The sequence below is a fragment of the bacterium genome, from assembly GCA_020440705.1.
Taxonomy (GTDB): domain Bacteria; phylum Krumholzibacteriota; class Krumholzibacteriia; order LZORAL124-64-63; family LZORAL124-64-63; genus JAGRNP01.
In genome coordinates, this window is sequence record JAGRNP010000012.1 from 25,110 (window position 1) to 44,270 (window position 19,161).

15 protein-coding genes are annotated in these 19,161 nt (G+C 71.4%); 3 read left to right on the forward strand and 12 right to left on the reverse strand.

The window, feature by feature from the left end:
• Positions 1 to 294: NUDIX domain-containing protein (locus tag KDM41_03525; GenBank protein MCB1182479.1), on the forward strand; the 294-nt coding region annotated here is incomplete at its 5' end.
• Positions 295 to 384: 90 nt separating this feature from the next.
• On the opposite strand, the gene KDM41_03530 is transcribed toward KDM41_03525, so the two are convergent.
• From KDM41_03530 to KDM41_03545, 4 genes are read right to left on the reverse strand one after another with little or no spacing between them, the layout of a single operon-like run.
• Positions 385 to 1,326: a pyruvate ferredoxin oxidoreductase gene (locus KDM41_03530; protein ID MCB1182480.1), complete on the reverse strand. Its 942-nt coding sequence runs from the start codon at positions 1,324 to 1,326 to the stop codon at positions 385 to 387.
• Positions 1,327 to 1,341: 15 nt separating this feature from the next.
• Complete coding sequence (porA, locus tag KDM41_03535; GenBank protein MCB1182481.1) at positions 1,342 to 2,517, reverse strand: pyruvate ferredoxin oxidoreductase; 1,176 nt, start codon at positions 2,515 to 2,517, stop codon at positions 1,342 to 1,344.
• Between the two features lie 26 nt (positions 2,518 to 2,543).
• Positions 2,544 to 2,852 (reverse strand): 4Fe-4S dicluster domain-containing protein, encoded by a 309-nt coding sequence (locus tag KDM41_03540; protein ID MCB1182482.1) that lies wholly within the window; start codon positions 2,850 to 2,852, stop codon positions 2,544 to 2,546.
• Positions 2,849 to 3,430 carry a 2-oxoacid:acceptor oxidoreductase family protein gene (locus KDM41_03545; GenBank protein ID MCB1182483.1) on the reverse strand — a complete coding sequence of 194 codons (582 nt, stop codon included), beginning with the start codon at positions 3,428 to 3,430 and terminating at the stop codon, positions 2,849 to 2,851. The genes KDM41_03540 and KDM41_03545 overlap by 4 nt, the downstream gene beginning before the upstream one ends.
• A gap of 333 nt (positions 3,431 to 3,763) precedes the next feature.
• On the opposite strand from KDM41_03545, the gene KDM41_03550 reads away from it, so the two are divergent.
• Complete coding sequence (locus KDM41_03550; protein ID MCB1182484.1) at positions 3,764 to 4,855, forward strand: 3-dehydroquinate synthase; 1,092 nt, start codon at positions 3,764 to 3,766, stop codon at positions 4,853 to 4,855.
• A gap of 45 nt (positions 4,856 to 4,900) precedes the next feature.
• Here KDM41_03550 and KDM41_03555 read toward each other — a convergent pair whose 3' ends face one another.
• Positions 4,901 to 8,044, reverse strand: coding sequence for a T9SS type A sorting domain-containing protein (locus KDM41_03555; protein ID MCB1182485.1), 3,144 nt, complete (start codon positions 8,042 to 8,044; stop codon positions 4,901 to 4,903).
• A 115-nt stretch (positions 8,045 to 8,159) separates the two neighbouring features.
• Positions 8,160 to 10,175: a primosomal protein N' gene (priA, locus tag KDM41_03560; protein MCB1182486.1), complete on the reverse strand. Its 2,016-nt coding sequence runs from the start codon at positions 10,173 to 10,175 to the stop codon at positions 8,160 to 8,162.
• A 122-nt stretch (positions 10,176 to 10,297) separates the two neighbouring features.
• Between priA and KDM41_03565 the strand changes: the two genes are divergently transcribed.
• Positions 10,298 to 11,125 carry a DUF3365 domain-containing protein gene (locus KDM41_03565; GenBank protein MCB1182487.1) on the forward strand — a complete coding sequence of 276 codons (828 nt, stop codon included), beginning with the start codon at positions 10,298 to 10,300 and terminating at the stop codon, positions 11,123 to 11,125.
• 86 nt (positions 11,126 to 11,211) lie between these two features.
• Here KDM41_03565 and KDM41_03570 read toward each other — a convergent pair whose 3' ends face one another.
• From KDM41_03570 to tsaD, 6 genes are all read right to left on the reverse strand, one after another.
• Positions 11,212 to 11,583, reverse strand: coding sequence for a response regulator (locus tag KDM41_03570; protein MCB1182488.1), 372 nt, complete (start codon positions 11,581 to 11,583; stop codon positions 11,212 to 11,214).
• A 94-nt stretch (positions 11,584 to 11,677) separates the two neighbouring features.
• Complete coding sequence (locus tag KDM41_03575; GenBank protein ID MCB1182489.1) at positions 11,678 to 14,389, reverse strand: GAF domain-containing protein; 2,712 nt, start codon at positions 14,387 to 14,389, stop codon at positions 11,678 to 11,680.
• A gap of 10 nt (positions 14,390 to 14,399) precedes the next feature.
• Entirely contained in the window at positions 14,400 to 14,789 is a 390-nt protein-coding gene (locus tag KDM41_03580) for a response regulator transcription factor (GenBank protein MCB1182490.1), read from the reverse strand.
• 10 nt (positions 14,790 to 14,799) lie between these two features.
• On the reverse strand, positions 14,800 to 17,154 hold the full coding sequence (locus tag KDM41_03585; protein ID MCB1182491.1) for a GAF domain-containing protein: 2,355 nt from the start codon (positions 17,152 to 17,154) through the stop codon (positions 14,800 to 14,802).
• A 14-nt stretch (positions 17,155 to 17,168) separates the two neighbouring features.
• Entirely contained in the window at positions 17,169 to 18,179 is a 1,011-nt protein-coding gene (locus KDM41_03590) for a response regulator (protein MCB1182492.1), read from the reverse strand.
• A gap of 117 nt (positions 18,180 to 18,296) precedes the next feature.
• A partial coding sequence (tsaD, locus tag KDM41_03595; protein MCB1182493.1) for a tRNA (adenosine(37)-N6)-threonylcarbamoyltransferase complex transferase subunit TsaD occupies positions 18,297 to 19,161 on the reverse strand: 865 nt, incomplete at its 5' end.

A 19,161-nucleotide genomic window follows, 5' to 3' on the forward strand; every position in this document is an offset into this window, starting at 1 on the left:
GGCGAGACCTCGGAGGAGACGGCCCTGAACGAGGCCTGGGAAGAAGCCGGGTTGCGCGGCGACATCGTCGGCGAGCCGGTGGGCACCTACGTGTACTCCAAGTGGAACGGCACCTTCGCCGTCGAGATCCACCTCATGGAGGTCACCGGCCAGGACGCCACCTGGCCCGAGGACCACATCCGGGAGCGGCATTGGGTGAAGCCCGAGGTCGCCCGCCGGCGCATGCTGGGGCGAACCTTCGAGAAGCCGGTGCGCGACGCCCTGCTGCGGCTCCTCGGAGACGGTGGCGACTAGGGCGGTCCCCGGCGGGACCACCGGCGAAACACGGCGCCCCGACCATATGGCCGGGGCGCCGTTCTTCACTGGCGTGGCGCAGCGCACGACCTACACGTTCGTGCTCTCCTCCATCCGCACCAGCTTCTCCCATTCCTCGTCCACCCACTGCTGGGTGAACTCGAGGACGTGCTCGTTGCCGGGACGGAACAGGTGCTTGAAGCGGCCCTGCTTCTTCATCCAGTCGGCGATGGGCATCTTGTCCTTGGGCCGGGCGTTGATCTTGTACTTCCCGTTCTCCACCTCGAACAGCGGCCAGTAGTTGCACTCGACCGCCTCGCGCGCGAGGTCGATGCCTAGGGCCGGGTCGAAGTGCCAACCCACCGTGCAGGGCATCAGGATGTTCAGGAAGGCCGGACCGTCCACCGCCAGGGCCTTCTCCACCTTGGTGGCGAGGTCCTTCCAGTGGTACGGCGTCGTCTGGGCCACGTACGGGATGTTGTGGGCGACCAGGATCTTCGTCAGGTCCTTGCGGAGCTGGGTCTTGCCCGAACTCTCGGAGCCCGCCGGCGCGGTCGAGGTGTGGGCGCCCACGGGCGTCGCGCTCGAACGCTGGATGCCGGTGTTCATGTACGCGTTGTTGTCGTAGCACACGTACACCATGTTGTGCCCGCGCTCCATGGCGCCGGACAGGGACTGCAGGCCGATGTCGTACGTGCCGCCGTCGCCGCCGAAGGCGATGAAGTTCATCTTCTCGCGTTCGACCGGCAGCTCGCCGGCCTTCTTCAGGGCCCGGAAGGCCGTCTCGACGCCGCTGACGGTGGCCGCACAGTTCTCGAACGCGCTGTGGATGAACGAGGTCTTCCACGCCGTGTACGGGAAGATGGTCGTGACCACCTCCATGCAGCCCGTGGCGCCGCCGACGACGGTGTCCTTGCCCGCGGTCAGCATGATCTGCCGCAGGATGTTCGAGCCGGTGCAGCCCGCGCACGCGCGGTGGCCTCCGCAGAGGAGGTCTTCGTTCTGGGTCAACTGCTTCAGGGTCGTTGCCATGGTCGTGCCTCCTTTCTAGGACCGGATGCCCAGCAGGTTGATCTGGTTCATTTCGCCGCCGGCGGCGACCTTCTGCAGGTCCTGGATCACGGTCTCGACCTGCCTGAGGTCGAAGTCGCGTCCGCCGAGGCCGTAGATGTAGCCGTGCACGGGGACCTGCAGGCCGTACATGGCGCTGCGGACCTCCATGAACAGCGGGCCGCCCTGGCCGCCGAAGCTGGCCGAGCGGTCGAGCACGCAGACGGCCTTGCGGCCGGCCAGCTTCTCCGCCACGTAGTCGACCGGGAACGGCCGGAAGGTGCGCAGCTTCAGCAGGCCCACCTTGACGCCCTTCTCGCGGTACTCGTCGATGACGTCCTTGGCCGTGCCGGCGCTGCTGCCCAGCAGGACCATGACCATCTCGGCGTCGTCCAGCATGTACTCCTCGGCGAAGCCGTAGTGGCGGCCGGTGAGGTCGCCGAACTCCCGGCTCACCTGCTCGATGACCTGCATGGCCTTCGGGTACGCGGCCAGCTGGCTGGCCTTGTGCTCGAAGTAGTAGTCGGTCAGGTCGAGGGGGCCGACGGTGATCGGGTTCTCGGGGTCGAGCAGCGTGTAGGCGTGCTTGTACTTGCCGATGAACTTGTAGGCCACGTCGTCGGGCAGGATCTTCAGCGAATCGGCCGTGTGGCTGATGATGAAGCCGTCGTAGTTCACCATCACCGGCAGGCGGACGTCCATGTGCTCGGCGATGCGCCAGGACATGACCGCGTTGTCGTAGGCCTCCTGGGCGTTCTCGGCGAACAGGTGGATCCAGCCGGCGTCGCGGCCGCCCATGCTGTCGGAGTGGTCGCAGTGGATGTTGATGTTGCCCGACAGGGCGCGGTTCACCAGGGCCATGCAGATCGGCAGCCGCAGCGAGGCCGCGATGTAGACGACCTCCCACATGAGGGCGAAGCCGGCGCTGCTGGTGGCGGTGAAGGTGCGGGCGCCGGCGGCGGCCGAACCGACCGCGGCGCTCATGGCCGAGTGCTCGCTCTCGACGAGGATCATCTCGGTCTGCGATTCGCCGTTGGCGACGAACTCGGCGTACTTGTGCATCATCTCGGTCTGGGGCGTGATCGGGAACGCCGCGGCGACGTGGGGCCTGGCCTGCTTGAAAGCGTAGGCGACGGCCTCGTTGCCGGACAGTGCCACGAGTTTCTGTTCCATGACTCTCTCTCCTTTCCGGCTCGCGCCTACTTCTCTTCGCGGACCATGTTCAGGGCCGCCCGGCCCTTCTTGGCGGGCGGGCACTCGTGGGCGCAGATGCCGCAGCCCTTGCAGTGGTCGAGGATGATGCCCTTCATCACCGGCTTGTCGCCGGAGGTGTCGACGTCGATGGCCGAGTCGGGGCAGTAGATCCAGCAGAACATGCAGTGGATGCAGTTCTGCTCGATGAACTCGGGCACGAAGGTGCGCCAGTCGCCGGTCTTGTAGGTGGCGGCGTTGCCGGCGTCGCGGATGATGCCGCCCTCGTGCAGTTCGCTGTTCTGGAGGAAACTCATGCCGACACCAGCTCCTTGTTGGCGCGGTCGACCGCGGCCAGGTTGCCGTCGATCACGACCTGCGAGAATTTGCTGCTCAACTGCTCGACCAGCGCGCTCTTCAGCTCGTCGACGGTCATCACGTCGTTGACCGCGAGGAAGGCGCCGATCATGGGCATGTTCGGGATCGGGCGGCCGATGGCGTCCAGGGCGATGCCCGTGGCGTCGACCGTGTGCACCTGGGCGCCCTTGATGCCGAGCTTCTTCTGGATCGTCTTGGGATCCTCGGTGGTGTTGACGATGAAGACCGTGCCCTTGCCCGTGCCCGCGGTCACGCCCGCGGCGGGACTGTCGAGCAGGGTCGGATCCAGCACGATGACCGTGCCCGGATTCTCGATCATGCAGTGCCGCCGGATCGGTTCGTCGGCGATGCGGGTGTAGCCGCGCATGGGCGCGCCCCGGCGCTCCGGCCCGTACTCGGGGAAGCCCTGCCCGTATTTGCCCTTCTCCAGCACGGCCTCGGCGAGGAACATGGCGGCCGTCTTGGCCCCCTGCCCGCCGCGGGCGTGCCAGCGGATCTCGGTCATCTTTCGTGACATCGCAACACTCCTTGTGGTGGCGCCCCGGGCCGCTGTTGGTCAACCGGCACCCCATGTTGTACACTTGCGGTCGTGCACGGTCCGGTCGTCGGAAGTCTGGCGGCCGCGTGCGGTCCAGGGCTCTTGCATCTGTCGTGCTCGCCCAAGGTAGTCTTCCGACTGTTGCGAAACAAGCGAAACACGCCCCTGATTACGGATTTGCATGAAGCTGAAAGTCACTCTCACTTATAGGATTTAGATAGCTGTTGTCAAAAAGCCGACAACCTGGAAAGGGCCTGGATCCGGATGCGCAGCAACCGCCCCGAAATCGTTGAAATGAAGCTGGATGGAAGGGTGAGCCGGTTCGTTCTCGGCCCCCTGGCGGGCCTCGAACTGGAGCACTACCTGCGCGGCGGCGCCCCCGTGTTCGTGGTCGACGCGGCGGTGGCCGCGCACCATCCCGACTGGCTCGACCAGATCCAGCAGGGCTGCACCCGCTTGGAAAGCCCGACCCTGGTGCTGACCGGCGGCGAGGGCGTCAAGACCCTGGCCCGCCTGGGCCTGATCTACGACTGGCTGGCGGCCCGCAGCGTGGGGCGCGACGGCACCGTGGTCGGCGTGGGGGGCGGGACGGTGCTGGACCTGGTCGGGCTCGCCGCCGCCACCTGGAAGCGGGGCGTGAATTTCGTGGCCCTGCCGACGACGCTGCTGGCCATGGTCGACGCCGCCATCGGGGGCAAGACGGCCATCAACGCGGCGGGGCTGAAGAATCCGGTCGGGGCCTTCCATCCGGCCAGCGGCATCCTCGCCGACTGCGGCTTCCTGACTTCCCTGCCGCTGGGAGCGTGGCGCGACGGCATGGCCGAACTGGTCAAGACGGCGCTCATCGGCGACGCCCGGCTCTTCGCCGACCTGCACCGGGACCGGGCCGCCATCGCCGCGCTCCTGGGCGACCGGACGGCGGCGCCGGACGCGCCGGTGCCCGGCATCATCGGGGCCCTGCCCTGGGCCGAGTGGATCGGCCGCGCCGCCCGCGTCAAGGCCGACGTGGTGAACCGGGACTTCCGCGAGCTCGGCCCCCGGCGCGCCCTGAACCTGGGCCACACCCTCGGCCACGCCGTCGAGGCCTGGAGCCAGGACACCGCGGCGCCCCTCTCCCACGGCCAGGCGGTGGCCATCGGCATGGCCGTCGTCTTCCGCGTCGCCGCCGAGCGCGGCACCTGCCCCCTGCCCATCGCCGTCCAGGTGATCGAGATCCTCGAGGCGTGCGGGCTGCCCGTGAGCTGCTCGTGTCCCCCGGACCCGGTCCTCGAGGTCCTCATCTCCGGCGACAAGAAGGCGGTGGCGGGGCGCGGCGTGCGCTGGGTGCTGCCGCAGGAGGTGGGGCGGATGGATCTCGACGGCCGGGTGACGACCGCCGAGCTCCGCAAATGGCTGGACGACTGACGGACCGACCGGTCGCCTGACGGCCCTCCGGTCGCCGGCCGCTCCCTACTTGGCCAGGACCATCTTCCGCGTGCGGTCGCCCGCGGCCCCGCTCAGGCGCACGAAGTAGATCCCCGCCGCCGCGGCCCGCCCATGGCGATCCTGCCCGTCCCACACCGTGCGGTGGCTGCCGGCCTCGGCCTGGCCGTCGAGCAGCGTCCGCACCAGCCGGCCGCGCAGGTCGTACACGGCGATGCGCACCTGCCCGCGCCGGGGCAGGTCCCAGGCGATGGTGGTCCGCGGGTTGAACGGGTTGGGCGCCACGCCGGTGATGGCCAGATGGCGCGGCAGGTTCGCATCCGGCACCGGGCTGGGGCCGGAGCCGTCCACCGCCACGCGCGCGGAGTAGCCGCCGCAGCGGCCGTCGGCGTCCACCGCGCACACCAGGTAGTACCAGCCGCCGGTCGGGGGCGTGTCGTCGAGGAAGGCGGTGGGGTGGGCCACCGTGCGCACGGTCTTGGCCGCCGAGGGACGGAAGATCTCGGTGCTGTCGCGGTACACCACGTAGTGGCTGGTGTTGGCCGCCGCGGCCGCGTCCCAGGTCAGGCGCACCACGCCCCCGCCCAGATCGGCCAGGGCCGCGCCCGCGATGGGCGCCGGCTGGGCGAAGGCGGCATCGGGGCCGCCGTGCAGGCCGACATCGGCCGGGGAGCCGTCGGGATCGAGGCAGCCCGCCGCGCCGGCGTCGACGTTGGGCGAGTGCTCGCCGGGGCTGAAGTCGCCGGCGACCGCCGCCACGAAGCGGGGGTCGAGGCTGAACGAGCCCGGTCCCGGCGCGGCGCTCAGGTCGTCGCCGCCGGTGTTCTGCCAGGTGTTGTTGCCGTCGGCAACGGCCTCGGCGCCCGTGACCAGGAGCCCGCCGCCCGCGTTGGCGAAGACCATGTTCTGGCGCACGGCCAGCGGTCCGGACCCGAAGACGAACGCCCCGCCGATGCTGGCGGCGGTGTTGGCGTCGAACTGGCAGTTCTCGACGCGGCCCGACGCGGCCAGACCGGCCAGGGCCCCGCCGAGGGCGGCGGCCGTGTTGCCGGTGGCGCGCACGTTGCGCAGGTCGAGGGCCGTGCCGTCGGTCTCGAGGGCGCCGCCGTTGCCGGCGAGGGTGCTGTTGCCGGCCAGGGTGACGCGGCAGAGGTCGAGGCTGCCGCCGAGGGCCGTCACGGCCCCGCCCCCTTCGCGCGCGCGGTTGCCGTCGATGGCGGTGTCGTGCAGCGAGACCACGGCCTGGTCGGCGAAGACGGCGCCGCCCCGGCCGGCCGCGCCGTTGTTCACCAGCGTCGCGCCCGCGAGGTGGACCGTCGCGCCGGACACGTGCACCGCGCCGCCCCGGTTCGCCGCGAGGCTGTCGCTCAGGACGTTGGCCGCGAAGGTGCAGTCGGTGAAGGTCGCCTCGGCGCCGGCAAAGACACCCACCGCGCCCCCGCCCGAAGCCGTGTTGCCGGTGAACACGCAGCGGTCGAAGACCGGCGCCCCCCCCACGACGCACGCGGCCCCGCCGAAGCCGACGCCCGTGCCCACGGCCGCCCGGTTGTTCTCGAAGCGGCAGTCCCGGAAGGTCGGCGCCGCCGCGTTGACGTACACCGCGCCGCCGTGCTGCCCGCCCACCGGTGTCGACGCGTACCCGCCCGTGCTCCCGTGGACGACCAGGCTCTCCACCGAGCCGAAGTCGCCGGCCCCGGCGTACACCCGGATGGCCGAGTTGGCCCCCTGCAGCCGGGTCGGGTGGGCGTCCATGTCCCGCACGGTGAAGTCGGTGTTCCACGACCCGATCACCTTCACCGTGCGATTCAGGGTGATGTTCCCGGCGTAGTCGCCGCCGGCCACGAGCACCGTGTCGGTGCCGGTGCAGGCGGCCACCGCGTCGCCGATGCTGTGCGCCGCCGTGGCGATCGACTCGTAGGGCGCCGTGTTGCTGCCCAGGGGCGACACGTAGCGCGTGCGGTGGCCGATCACCTTCACCGCGCCGGTCGTGAAACCGTAGCCGTCGGCGGTGCCGCTGCTGGGGAAGACCACGAGGCTGCCGTAGTCGGTGCTCTCGTTGGGCACGAGCCAGCTGTAGCTGCCCGTGTTGGGCACGTTCGTGGCGACGAGGATGTCGTCGCAGGCGCCGCCGGCGCCGAACCAGATGTCGACCGCCGGCACCGCGGGGCCGGTCGTGGTCCAGCTCAGGTCGACCCACTGGTCGGCGTAGAGCGGGGTCTGGGTCGGGCCCGGCGCGATGGCCACCGTGACCGGCGGCGGCGTGTAGTCGAGCTGGGTGACCGAGTTGCCGGTCAGGCCCGCCCCGTACTGGATCCAGGCGTAGCCGCCGTCGCCGAAGTCCGGACCCCAGCTGTTCTTGATCAGCCAGGCGCCGTTGCCGCCGCAGGCGCGGTCGTCGTAACCCACGATGAGCACGAGGTGGTTGATGACGCTGCCGGGCACGTCGAAGCAGCCGCCGCCATACGCCTCGAGGGCCGGACCGCCGTCGATGCCCGTGCAGACGGGTCCGTACTGCAGGGCCGCCTTGATCTGCTCGAGGTCGTTCACGATGTAGCTGAAGCCCGTGATCCAGCCGTACTTGCGGAAGTTCGTCTCCTCGCAGGGCGCGATGGGCGGATCGGCCTGCAGGTACGGATGGCAGTCCTCGAGGACCGCGCCGCGCTGCTGAAAGATGTAGTAGGCCGCCGTGGCCCAGCCGCCGTCGCAGCCGGCGCCGTACGGGTTGCACGACACGACCTGCTGCTCGGAGAGGTCGAGGGTCTGCCCGTAGTAGATCTGGATGAAGGCCTCCATCTCGGCCGTGGCGGCGAACGCCCAGCACGAGCCGCACTGGGCCTGGTTCTTCACCGGGGTGATGCCGCCCAGATCGCGCCAGTTCAGGTTCAGGGGCAGCGTCTTGGCCACGGGATAGATGCGGAGGTTCTTCTCCAGTTCGGCCTGGTAGCCCGGCGGCGGCGCATAGCCGCGCAGGTGGGCGCGCTCGTCCGGCGTGAGGGACCGGCTGAAGGTCTCGTCGACCTCCCAGTGGCCGCCCCGGGCGGCCGCCTCGCGGCGCAGGGCCTCGAAGTCGGGCAGGGCGGCGGCGAGGGCGGGCAGGGCGCCGGTCATAGCGAGAGCCAGGACGGCGAACAGGGCGGCCGGACGGCGGCGGACAGGGCCGGTGCGGGGCATCGGGAGCCTTTCGGGCGGACGGACCGGGACGACTCGCAGCGGGCGGCGGGATCCGGATCCGCGACGAAGGAACCCCGGGATTGTACCACGGCTGGCCGCTCCCGAACAGGGGGCGTCAGTAGACGGTGACCGGATCGACGTCGTGGCTCACGTCCACGCCCCGGAAACCGGCCTTCAGATCGGCCATCACCCCGACCAGCCAGGCCTTCTCCCCCGACCGCAGGGCCCCCTTGATCAGGATCTGGAAGCGGTAGCGGTCGTGCAGGCGGGGGAAGACCGCCGGCGCCGGGCCCAGGATGGTCAGGGCCGGCCGGGTGAAGCTGCCGCGCAGCGCCGCGGCCAGGCGCCCGGCCGCGGCTTCGGTGTCGCCCAGCCGGCGGCCGGTGATCCCCAGCCGCAGCAGACGGCGTTCGGGCGGGTAGCCGAGGGCCATGCGGGCGGGCAGCTCGTCGGCGAGGAAGCGGGCGTAGTCGTGGTCGGCGGCGGCGGCGATGACCGGGTGCTCCGGCTGCCAGGTCTGGAAGACGACCCGACCCGCCCCCGCACGCCCCGCCCGCCCCGCGACCTGGGTCAGCAGCTGGAACGAGCGCTCGGCCGCGCGGAAGTCCGGCAGGCCGAGACCGTCGTCGGCGGCCAGAACCCCCACCAGCCCGACGCCCGGGAAGTGGTGCCCCTTGGCCACCATCTGGGTGCCGACGAGGATGTCGGCCTCGCCGGCGGCGAACGCCGCGAGGATCTCCCGGTGGCTGCCCCGCCGCGTGGTGGTGTCCCGGTCGAGGCGCAGGATCCTCGCCGCAGGGAAATGCCCCTGCAGGTGGAGCTCGATCTTCTCGGTGCCGCCGCCCGAGGGCCGCACCTCCCCCGCGTCGCAGGTGGGGCACGCCTCGGGCACCGGCCGCGTGAAGGCGCAGTAGTGGCAGAGCAGGCGCCGGGGCCGCAGGTGGTAGGTGAGCCCGATGTCGCAGTTGGGGCACATGACGACCTCGCCGCAGTCGGGGCACTGCAGCACCCGCGCGAAGCCGCGGCGGTTGTAGAAGAGGATGACCTGGCGGCCGGCGTCGAGGGTGGCGGTCATGGCCTCGGTCAGCGCGGGCGTGAACCCCTCGACGGCGCCGGTGCCGCGCAGGTCGACGATCTCGACCGGCGGCAGCTCGCCGCCCATGCGCTCGGGCAGCTCCCACAGCTCGAAGCGGCCCTCGCGCGCGTTGTGCATGCTCTCGAGGTCGGGGGTGGCCGAACCGAGGACCACCAGGGCGCCGGCCTCGCGCCCCCGCACCAGGGCCGCGTGGCGGGCGTGGTAGCGGGGCTTCTCGTCCTGCTTGTAGGACGACTCGTGCTCCTCGTCGACGACGATGATGCCCGGGTCGCGGATCGGCACGAAGAGGGCCGACCGCGGCCCCACCACCACGTCGATCCCGCCGCGCGCCGCGGCCTCGTGGACGCCGCAGCGCTGGCCCGCCGACAGGCCGCTGTGGATCGCCGCGACCCGCGGGCCGAAACGGCTGGCGATGCGGGCCAGGGTCTGGGGCGTGAGCGCGATCTCGGGCAGCAGGAAGACGGCGCCCCGGCCGGCGGCCAGGGCCGCCTCGATCAGCGTCAGGTAGACCTCGGTCTTGCCGCTGCCCGTCACGCCGTGCAGGAGCATGGCGGCGAAACGGCCGGCCGCCAGGTGGGCCCGGCCGGCGGCGACGGCGGCTTCCTGATGCGGCGAGAGGGTGATGTCGGGACGGTCGACGGCCGGGTAGGCCGGCAGTTCGGCCAGGCCGCCCCGCGCCCGGGTGCCCGGCTGCGGCGGATGGAACAACGGCACGACTTCGCCCAGCGGCAGCATGTAGTAGGACGCCAGCCAGTCGGCCAGTCGCCGCCGCTCGCCCTCGATGCGGTAGGCGGCGTCGAGCACCCTCCGCACGTCCTTCAGCCGGACCCCGTCGACCTCCCGCACGCCTGGCGCCGCGGCGGCGGCCCCGACGACCAGGCCGAGCACCCGGCGCCGCCCGAAGGGCACCTCGACCAGATCCCCCACCCGCGCCGGCATCCCGTTCGCGTCCGGGACGTGGCGGTAGGTGAAGGTCCGGTCCAGGGGCACCGGGACGGCGACCTCGACGTGTTGGCAGGCGGGTTGATTGTCCATGACCGATCCGTGGCTGGGGCGTTGCGCCTCAATTCTTCGCGTGCGTGGCCGATAAGATACGTCGGCGCGGCGCCCCCGGCCCCGCCGCTCACCCTTCGCCCGGAGGGATGGACCGACCCGCCATGCGCACCCGCCGCTCCGGCCGCGCTCCCGCGGCCCTGCTGGTCGTCGCGATCCTCGCGGCGCCCCTTTTCCCGACGCACGTCGTGCCCTGCGCCGCCCTGGCGGACCCGGCCCCGGCGCCGACGGCCACGACGCCCCGGGACGGCGAATACTACTTCGGGCAGTTGCGGGCGTCCATTGTCGAGGTCGTCGCCGACCACCAGGCCCTCATCAACCGCACGCCGACGGGCACGGTCAAGGACCCGGCCCTGATGCCGCGGGCCTATGCCGACCAGGCCGCCGGCGTGTTCGCCGGGCTCGTGGGGTCCGGGTTCGACCCGGCCGGGCTCGGCCGCGACCCGGCCGCCATCGCCCGGGCCCTCGGCACCCTGCTGCAGGCCGGCCGCATCACCACCGCGCGCCTGCAGACCGCCATCAACACCGAGCCGGACGGCACGGTGGTGCTGAAGAAGTTCGTGCCCGCCGCCTTCGGCCGTCTGGTGGCCGAGAACTTCCGCCGCCGCACGGGCGTCACCATCAAGCAGACCACCCTCGGCCGCGGCGCCTACGGCCCGCGCAACGAGTTCAACGCGCCCGACGCCTGGGAGCGCGGGGCGCTGCGGGTGATCGAAGCCAACGCCGGCGACGCCCCGGCGGCCTTCGGTGAGCAGGTCGGTGCGGACTACCGGCTCGTCAATCCCATCACCATCCAGGAAGCGTGCCTCGTCTGCCACGGCGAACCGGCCGGCAGTCCCGGCCCCTACGGCCACCCTCGCGAGGGCTATCGCGTCGGCGAGATCCGCGGCGGCATCAGCCTCACCCTGCCCCTGGCCGCGACGACCCCCTGAGCGGGCACCGCGCACCCGGCACCGGAAAGCGGCGAGGGTCCCCCGGAAGGGACCCTCGCCGCGTTGCGGAACCGGTGCTGCCGGAATCAGGAGCGCGCGCCGAGCAGCTGCTGCACCGTGTCGATCACCTTCTGCGGACTGAAGGGCTTGGTGATGTACTGGTCGGCCCCGGCCTCGTTGCCGGCCTGACGATCGGCCTGGCCCACCCGCGCCGTCAGCAGGATCACGGGGATGCCCGCCGTCTCGATGTCCTCCTTCAGGGCGCGGCAGGTCTCGATGCCGCCGCGGCCGGGCATCATCACGTCGAGGATGATCAGGTCCGGGCGGTGCTCGCGCGCCATGGCCAGGGCGTCCTCGCCGTTGTGGGCCGACAGCACGTCGAAGCCCTCGGCATGCAGGCTGAAGTCGAGGATGTGGCGGATGTTGTGCTCGTCGTCGGCAATCAGGACTGTCTGCAAGGCGGAGCCTCCTTGGGCGTCGCGGAAGTGGTTTTCCCGTTTATCGGCCGCGGCCCCCCGCGGCTGAAGAGCCGATTTCGCGCCCCGCCCGCCTTCAGGAGAGGCTGATCATGCCCCGTCGGTCCAGGGGCGGCCGCACGAGTTCCCGTCCGTCCGCGCCGTGGGCCTGCAGGTCGCGGATGCGCTCGCGCCGCGCCTCGACCTCGGCCAGGAAGACGTCGGTCATGCGCGGGCAGAACTGGCGCCCGGCGCCGGCCCGGATCTCCGCGACGGCGTCGTCGAGTTCGTAGGCGCCGCGCCACGGCCGCCGGCTGAGCAGGGCGCTGAAGGTGTCCGAGAGGCGCACGAGGCGCGCCCCGAGGGGGATCGCCTCGCCCGCCAGGCCGGACGGGTAGCCGGTGCCGTCGAAGTTCTCGTGATGGTGCGAGATGATCTGGCGCACGCGCGGATCCGGCTCCAGGGGCTCGAGGATCTCGAGGCCCGCCTGCACGTGCTCCTGCACCAGGCGCTCCTCGTGGGCCGTCAGGGTGCCGGGTTTGCCGAGCAGCTGGGGCGGCACGCAGCCCAGCCCCACGTCGTAGAACTGCAGGGCGAAGGCCAGGTGCTCGAGCTCGTCGTGGGGCAGCATGATCCGACGCGCCGCGGCCAGGCAGATCTCCTGGCACACCTGCAGGATGGTCTCGTGGCGCAGGTGCCCCACGGCCGTGGTGGCGCGCAGGGTCTCGCGGATGCGCTCGAAGCGGCGGGCGCCGTCCTGCCACGCCTCATAGCGCTGCAGCAGGCTGGTCAGCCTCTGCGCCAGGGACTCGAGGAAGACGGCGTCGTCCTCGTCGAGAGGTCGCCCGTCGGTGCGGTTGTTCACCGTGATGACGCCGACGGTCCGGTCGCCGTCGCGCAGCGGCACGCAGAGCAGCGACGGGGTCGTGTAGCGCGGCTCGTTCACCTCGTGCCCGAAGCGTTCGTCGGCGGTGACGTCCGCCACGAGCAGCGTCCGGCCGGTGGCCCACACCTTGCCCGAGAAGCCGGCCCCCCGCCGGATGCGTGCGCTCTGGACCACCGCCTCGGGCAGCCCCACCGCGGCCCTGATCTCGAGATACTCGTCCTCCGGATCGGGCATGAGCAGGGTGGCCACCTGGATGCCCAGGCTCTCGCACACCCACAGCATCACGCGCTGCATGAACTCGCCGGCCTCGAAGGGCAGGCTCGCCACGGCCGACGGTCCGGTCGGCTGCAGCACCGCCGGCCGCCGCGGCAGCAGCACCACGAAGCGGGCGCCGCCGGTCTCGACGTTCTCGGCCCAGATGCGGCCGTCGTGGTTGGTCACGATGTCGTGGCAGAGGGCCAGGCCGAGGCCCTGCCCGTTGTGGGCCCGGGTCGTCGAGCCGTCGACCTGGAAGAAGCGGTCGAAGATCTCGCCCAGCTTGTCTTCGGGAATGCCGATGCCGGAGTCCTCGACCGAGAGGCGCACGGCCGTGCCGGTCTCCTCGAGGCGGATGCGGACGCGCCCGCCGCCGGGCGTGAACTTGAAGGCGTTGCCCACGAGATGGGTCAGCAGCTGCTGGATGAGCATGGCGTCGACCGGCATGACGATCTCGTCGCTGGACACCTCCACCGTCAGGTCGATGTCGCGCTCGAGGGCACGCGTGCGCCAGGAGTCGTCGAGTCGCCGCACGAGGGCGGCCACGTTGGTGTCCTCGTGCACGAGCGTCGGCCGGCCGCTGTCCATCTGGTTCAGCTCGAGGATGTCGTTGATGATGCCCGTCAGCTTCACCGACTCGGCGTGGATCACCTTCAGGAACTCGTCCTGCGAATCGCCGGACAGGCTGTCCATGTTGTTCTGCAGCAGTTCCGTGTAGGCCGAGATCGAGGTCAGCGGCGTGCGCAGCTCGTGGCTCACGTTCGCGATGAAGTTCTTCTTCAGGTCGGCGAGGCTGTTCAGCTTCTCGGAGGCCACGCTCAGCTCGGCGTTGTTGCGGGCCAGCTTCTCGTACACCTCGGCCGACTCGATGGCCGTCGTCGCCTGCTGCACCAGGAACTCGAGCTGACGGACCTCGACCACGCCGGGAATGAGCCCGCCGAGCGGATCCTCCAGGCGCAGGAAGGCGATGGTGTCCCCACCCGCGGTGACCAGGGGCGCCACCAGGGCGTGGCCGTCGCGCCACTCGCGGCCCACCAGGGGCGGCATCTCGTCGGCGCCGGCGTCGTGTCCGCCGGCGGCGCCGCCCGCAGGCACGAGGTAGCAGTTGCTGTAGCGGTCCTTCACGTCCGAGAGCTCCGCGTACCCGGCGGCGGTCACGTGGTCCGCGCCCGGTCCGCGGGCCCCGTCCGGAGCGTTGCCGGCGCAGGCGCGCGCCTCGAAGGCCTGGGCCACGTCCGACCACACGTACAGCACGACCCGCCGGAACCCGATGATCTCCTCGACCGCGCCGACGATGTGCTCCATGAGCTCGTTCATGTTGCGGGTCGCGTTCATGCGCGCCGAGACGGCCAGGATCTTCTCGAGGGTGCGGCTGCGCAGGCGCAGGACGTCGGTCTTGTCCTTCTGCAGGGCCAGCACCTCGACCGCCTCGTCGCGGGCGGCCGCGGCGGCGTCCCGGTCGCGTCGCAGCTCGGCCACCTCGTGGGCGAGCTCGTCGCGCCGGCGCAGCAGCCGCAGGCGGCTGGCGCGGATGCGCCACCAGGTCATCACGCCCCACACCCCGACCGCCGTCGCCAGCACGAGCAGCACCACGACGAGACCCGGCACGCGCACGGCGGCCGGGCCCAGCACGGGCAGCACGATGGCGAAGGACGCGGCCAGGGCCATGGCGTCTCCTCTAGCGGGAACCCGAGCGCGTGGCGAGCATCCGGGCCACGCGTTCGACCAGTTTGGCGATCACGAACGGCTTGCGCATGAAGAGGTTGGCGCCGGCCTCCTTCATGCGTTGCCGGGTCTCGTCGTCCGACCGCGCCGACAGCGCCACGATGATCGCGCCGGCGTAGTTGCGGTTGCGGCGGATCAGGCGGGTCGTGTCGACGCCGTCCAGGCGCGGCATCATGATGTCCATGACCACGACGTCCGGCTCGAAGGCCGCCATCCGGTTCATGCACTCGATGCCGTCCGAGGCGTTCTCGACCCGGTAGCCCTCCTGGGTGAAGGCCTGCGCCAGCAGGGTCGAGATGGGCTTCTCGTCGTCCACGATCAGGACACGGACGGGTGCGGTCATGGGTCCTCCTCTAGCCGGCGGCCGGGTCGCTGCCCGACGGCGGCGTGGTGACCATCTGGGGCGCCGCGGCGACGGCCTGCGCCAGGGCGTCGACGATGCGCGGATCGAACTGGGTGCCCGCGTGGTTGCGGATCTCGGCCAGCGCCGCCGCCGGCGCCAGGCCCGCACGGAAGGGCCGGTCGCGGGTCAGCGAGAACCAGGCGTCGATGACGGCGAGCAGGCGCGCCCCGAGGGGCACCGCCTCGCCGGCCAGCCCGTCGGGGTAGCCCCCGCCGTCGAAACGCTCGTGGTGGTGCCGGATGATGACGGCCGTGGCCTCGTCCGGCAGCAGGGGCGCGAGCACGTCCATCCCCTGCTCCACGTGGCGCTCGACCTCGTCGCGCTGGTCGACGGCCAGCTGGCCGTCGCCGTAGACGATCTCCTCCTCGATGCGGGCCATGCCCGCGTCGTGCAGGGTCGCCGCGTACTGGATGCGGCGCAGGCCCTTCTCGCCCACGCCGAGACGCCGCCCCACCTGCTCCAGCAGGTCCAGGGCCCGCGGTGTCGCCGTGGGCACGCCCGAGCGGCGCATGGTCAGCAGGGTGCGCACGGCCTCGATGGTGCGCCCCGCGGCCAGGGGCACGCCCTGCAGGGCGGCCCGGATCACGTCGGCCAGCACGGTCAGCTGCACCAGGTCGGCCTGGTCGTAGCGGCCTTCGCGGCGCCGACCGGCCACGACCACGCCGAGCACGTTCTCGCCCGCACCGAGGGGCGCGAACATGCGCCCGCTCTCCTCGCTCGCGTCGGCGCTCCAGGCCAGGTCGTCGGCCAGGGCCGGCGGTTCGACGGCCGGACGTCCGGCCTGCATGAAGCGCGTCCAGGCCGTGTTCTCGAGGATCGGCCGCACGTCGGCGCGGGCCAGGCGGCAGCCCATGGCGCCCGCGGCGACCAGGGCGCCGTTGCGGTCGCGCAGCAGGATCGCCACGGCGCGCGAGCCCGTCAGCTCGGCCACCAGGCGCAGGAGCTCGTCGACGAGGGTGCGGGCCTCTTCCGGATCGGTCTTCGGCCCCAGTTCGAGGGGCAGGGCGGCGGCGGCCCCGGTCTCCTTGGGCACCATGAAGCGGAACTCGGCGCCTCCCGCCTCGGGCCGGCCCACTTCTATGTGGCCCCCGTGCAGGTGCACGATGTGCCGCGCGATGGTCAGGCCCAGGCCGGTGCCCTCCTCGCGAGCGGTGGTGCCGTCGGCGCGGTAGTACTCGCGGAAGACGCGGCGCATGTCGCCGGCGGGAATGCCCGGACCGGTGTCGCGCACGGTCACGGAGACGGCCGACTCGAGCTCGGCCACGGTCACCCGCACGGCGCCCTCGCGGGGCGTGAACTTCACCGCGTTGCCCAGCAGATTCAGCAGCACCTGCCGGATCAGGTCGGTGTCGACCATGGCCCGCGGCAGGCCCGGCGCGGCCTCCACCGTCACGTCCAGGTCCTTGTCCTGGATCGCCGCCTGCAGGCCGCGCACGGTGTCGTGCACCAGGGGCACCAGGTCGACGGCTTCGCGCTGCAGGGTGCGCGAGCCGTACTCGACCCGCGTGAAATCGAGGATGCGGTTCACCATGCGCAGCAGGCGGTCGGCCTCGGCCTTGATCACGTCGAGGAACTCGCGCGCGTGGGGGAACTGCTCGTCGGTGAGCTGGTTGCGCAGCACGTCGGTGTAGGCGGTGATGCTGGTCAGGGGCGTCTTGAACTCGTGGCTCGTCATGGCGACGAAACGGCCCTGCAGGCGGTTCAGCCGGGTCAGCGATTCGGCCTCGCTGCGGGCCTGGTCCAGGTCGACGCCCAGCGAGGCGAGTTCGGCCCAGAGACCGGTCACGACGCCCACCGCGCGACCGACGGCGGACAGCATCGCCGCGAGGTCCTCGTGGGCGCCGGGCTCCCGTTCGACGACGACGCAGGCCACGATGTGCCCGAGCACCCGCACGGGCAGCAGGCACCACGGCCCCGCGGCGGCATCGTCCAGCACCGACCAGGGCGCCCCGCCGGGCACCGGCGCCGGTCCGCAGGCCACGGGATGCTCCTTGTCCCCGGCCGCCGCCGCCAGCGGATTCCAGCCGCCGGGCAGGGCCACCCAGCGCGGCGCGGACTCGCGCGACACGACCAGGCAGGTTTCCCGGCGACGGTTCCAGTTGCTGTCCAGCAGGAAGGCGCGATCGGCGTCGACGGCCACGGCGAGGTGGCGCGCACCGGGCAGGTGGGGCAGCGCGTCGGCCAGGCCGAGCGCGAGGCGTTCCAGGTCGGGGGTGCCGTCCCCCCCGGCGAGCCGCTCCATCAGGGCGGACACCGGACGAAGCTCGTGGCCGAGGCTTCCGGCTTCATTCTGCGTGTGAAGCATGGTTCCCCTGCCTGTCAGCTGGATTCGCCTTCGGGTTCCTTGGCGCTGCCCTCTCCCATGGCAGAAGTGATCAGTTCGGGCTGGTCCCCGTCGGACGAGCGGCGCTCACGCACGATGACGCTCGCGGGCGACGTCTTGCCGAAGCGCTTCAACTCGGCCAGGGTGTCGCTCAGCTGGGCCGGATGCTCGAAGCGCCCCTTGGCGTCGACGATGAGCGCCAGCGTGAGCGTGATGAGCGGGAAGCGTTCGGTGTTGCCGCTGCGGCTCTCGACTTCCAGATAGCCCCGCTGCCAATCGGCCGGATCGTGCAGGTCGATCTTCCCCGCGTCGAATTCCTCGATGATGCGGCGGGCCAGGCTCTCGCCCGTGGCGGTGTCGGTCGCCACGACGAAGTCGTCGCCGCCCACGTGGCCGACGAATTCCCAGCCGGCCCCGTACTTCTGGGTGCAACCCACCAGCACGCCGGCGAGGAACGAGATGGCACGGTCGCCCATGCTGTAGCCGTAGTGGTCGTTGAAGCTCTTGAAGCGGTCGATGTCGATGTACATGAACGAGAACTCGCGCCCCGACGCGATGCGCGACTGGATCTCGCGCTCGATGGCCCGGTTGCCGGGCAGCCCCGTCAGCGGATTCGCCTCGCGCTCGCGCCGCGTGGCCTCCAGCAGGTTGCTGACCCGCAGCAGCAGCTCGTCGTGGTTGAACGGCTTGATGATGTAGTCGTTCGCGCCGCCCTTCAGCCCCTTGACCTTGTCCTGCTCCTCGCCCTTGGCGGTCAGCAGGATCACCGGCAGGCGGGCGGTCTCGAATCCGGCACGAATGATCTCCAGCACGGAAAAGCCGTCCATGCGTGGCATCATCACGTCCAGCAGCACCAGATCCGGTTGGAAACTGGCCACCGCTTTCCAGGCTTCCTCGCCGTCCTCGGCCATCTGGACCTCGAACCCCTCCTGCTCCAGCAGAAACTGCAGGATGCGCCGGATATGGGGCTCGTCGTCGGCAACGAGAATGCGCGCTTTCGCGGTCATATTCACCCTTTTCGTCTGGACGAGAGCGTGCTTCCCCCTTCCGTGGGGGATCACGCATCTCTTATCGTCGCAAAGGGTATGCCATTTGAGGGATAATTCGCAGGATGGCGGGAGCGGTCAGCGCCAGCTGGTCACCGGACCCCGCGGAAAGCTGTCCAGGGCCAGGGAATCGCGCTTTCCGGCCAGAAAATGGCAGTAGCCGGCATAGGCGATCATGGCGGCGTTGTCCGTGCAGTAGACGCGTTCCGGGGGCCGGAAATGCAGGCCCCGGCGCTCGGCCTCGGCGGCGACCCGGTCGCGCAGGCCCCCGTTGGCGGCCACGCCCCCGGCCAGGTACACCGCCCGGACGTGGGTGCGGCGGGCGGCGGCGAAGAGCTTGGCCGTGAGGGTGTCGACGATGGCCTCCTGCACCTCGCGGCTGACGTCGGCCACCGTCTGCTCGTCGAGGGGTCGCGGCAGCCCGTCGACGGCGGTGCGGACCGCCGTCTTCAGGCCCGAGAAGCTGAAGGCCAGTCTCTTGTCGTGCAGCAGCGGGCGGGGAAACGCGAAGATGCCCGGCCGGCCCTGCGCCGCCAGCCGATCGATGTGCGGTCCGCCGGGATAGGGCAGCCCCAACAGCTTGGCCGTCTTGTCGAAGGCCTCGCCCGCGGCGTCGTCCAGGGTCGCCCCCAGGCGTTCGTAGGTGCCGACCGCCGGCATGTGGATCAACTCGGTGTGCCCGCCCGACACCACCAGCACCACCGCCGGCAGCACCATGTCCTCGGTCAGGGCGTTGGCCAGGATGTGGCCCTCGATGTGGTGCACGCCGACCAGGGGCAGGTCGTGGGCCATGGCGAGGGCCTTGCCCGTGCTCAGCCCCACCAGGAGGGCCCCGATCAGCCCCGGCCCCGCGGTGACGGCGATGCCGTCCAGATCGCCCAGGCGCAGCCGCTCGCGCGCGAGCAGCACGTCGACCAGGGGCAGCAGGTTCACCAGGTGGGCA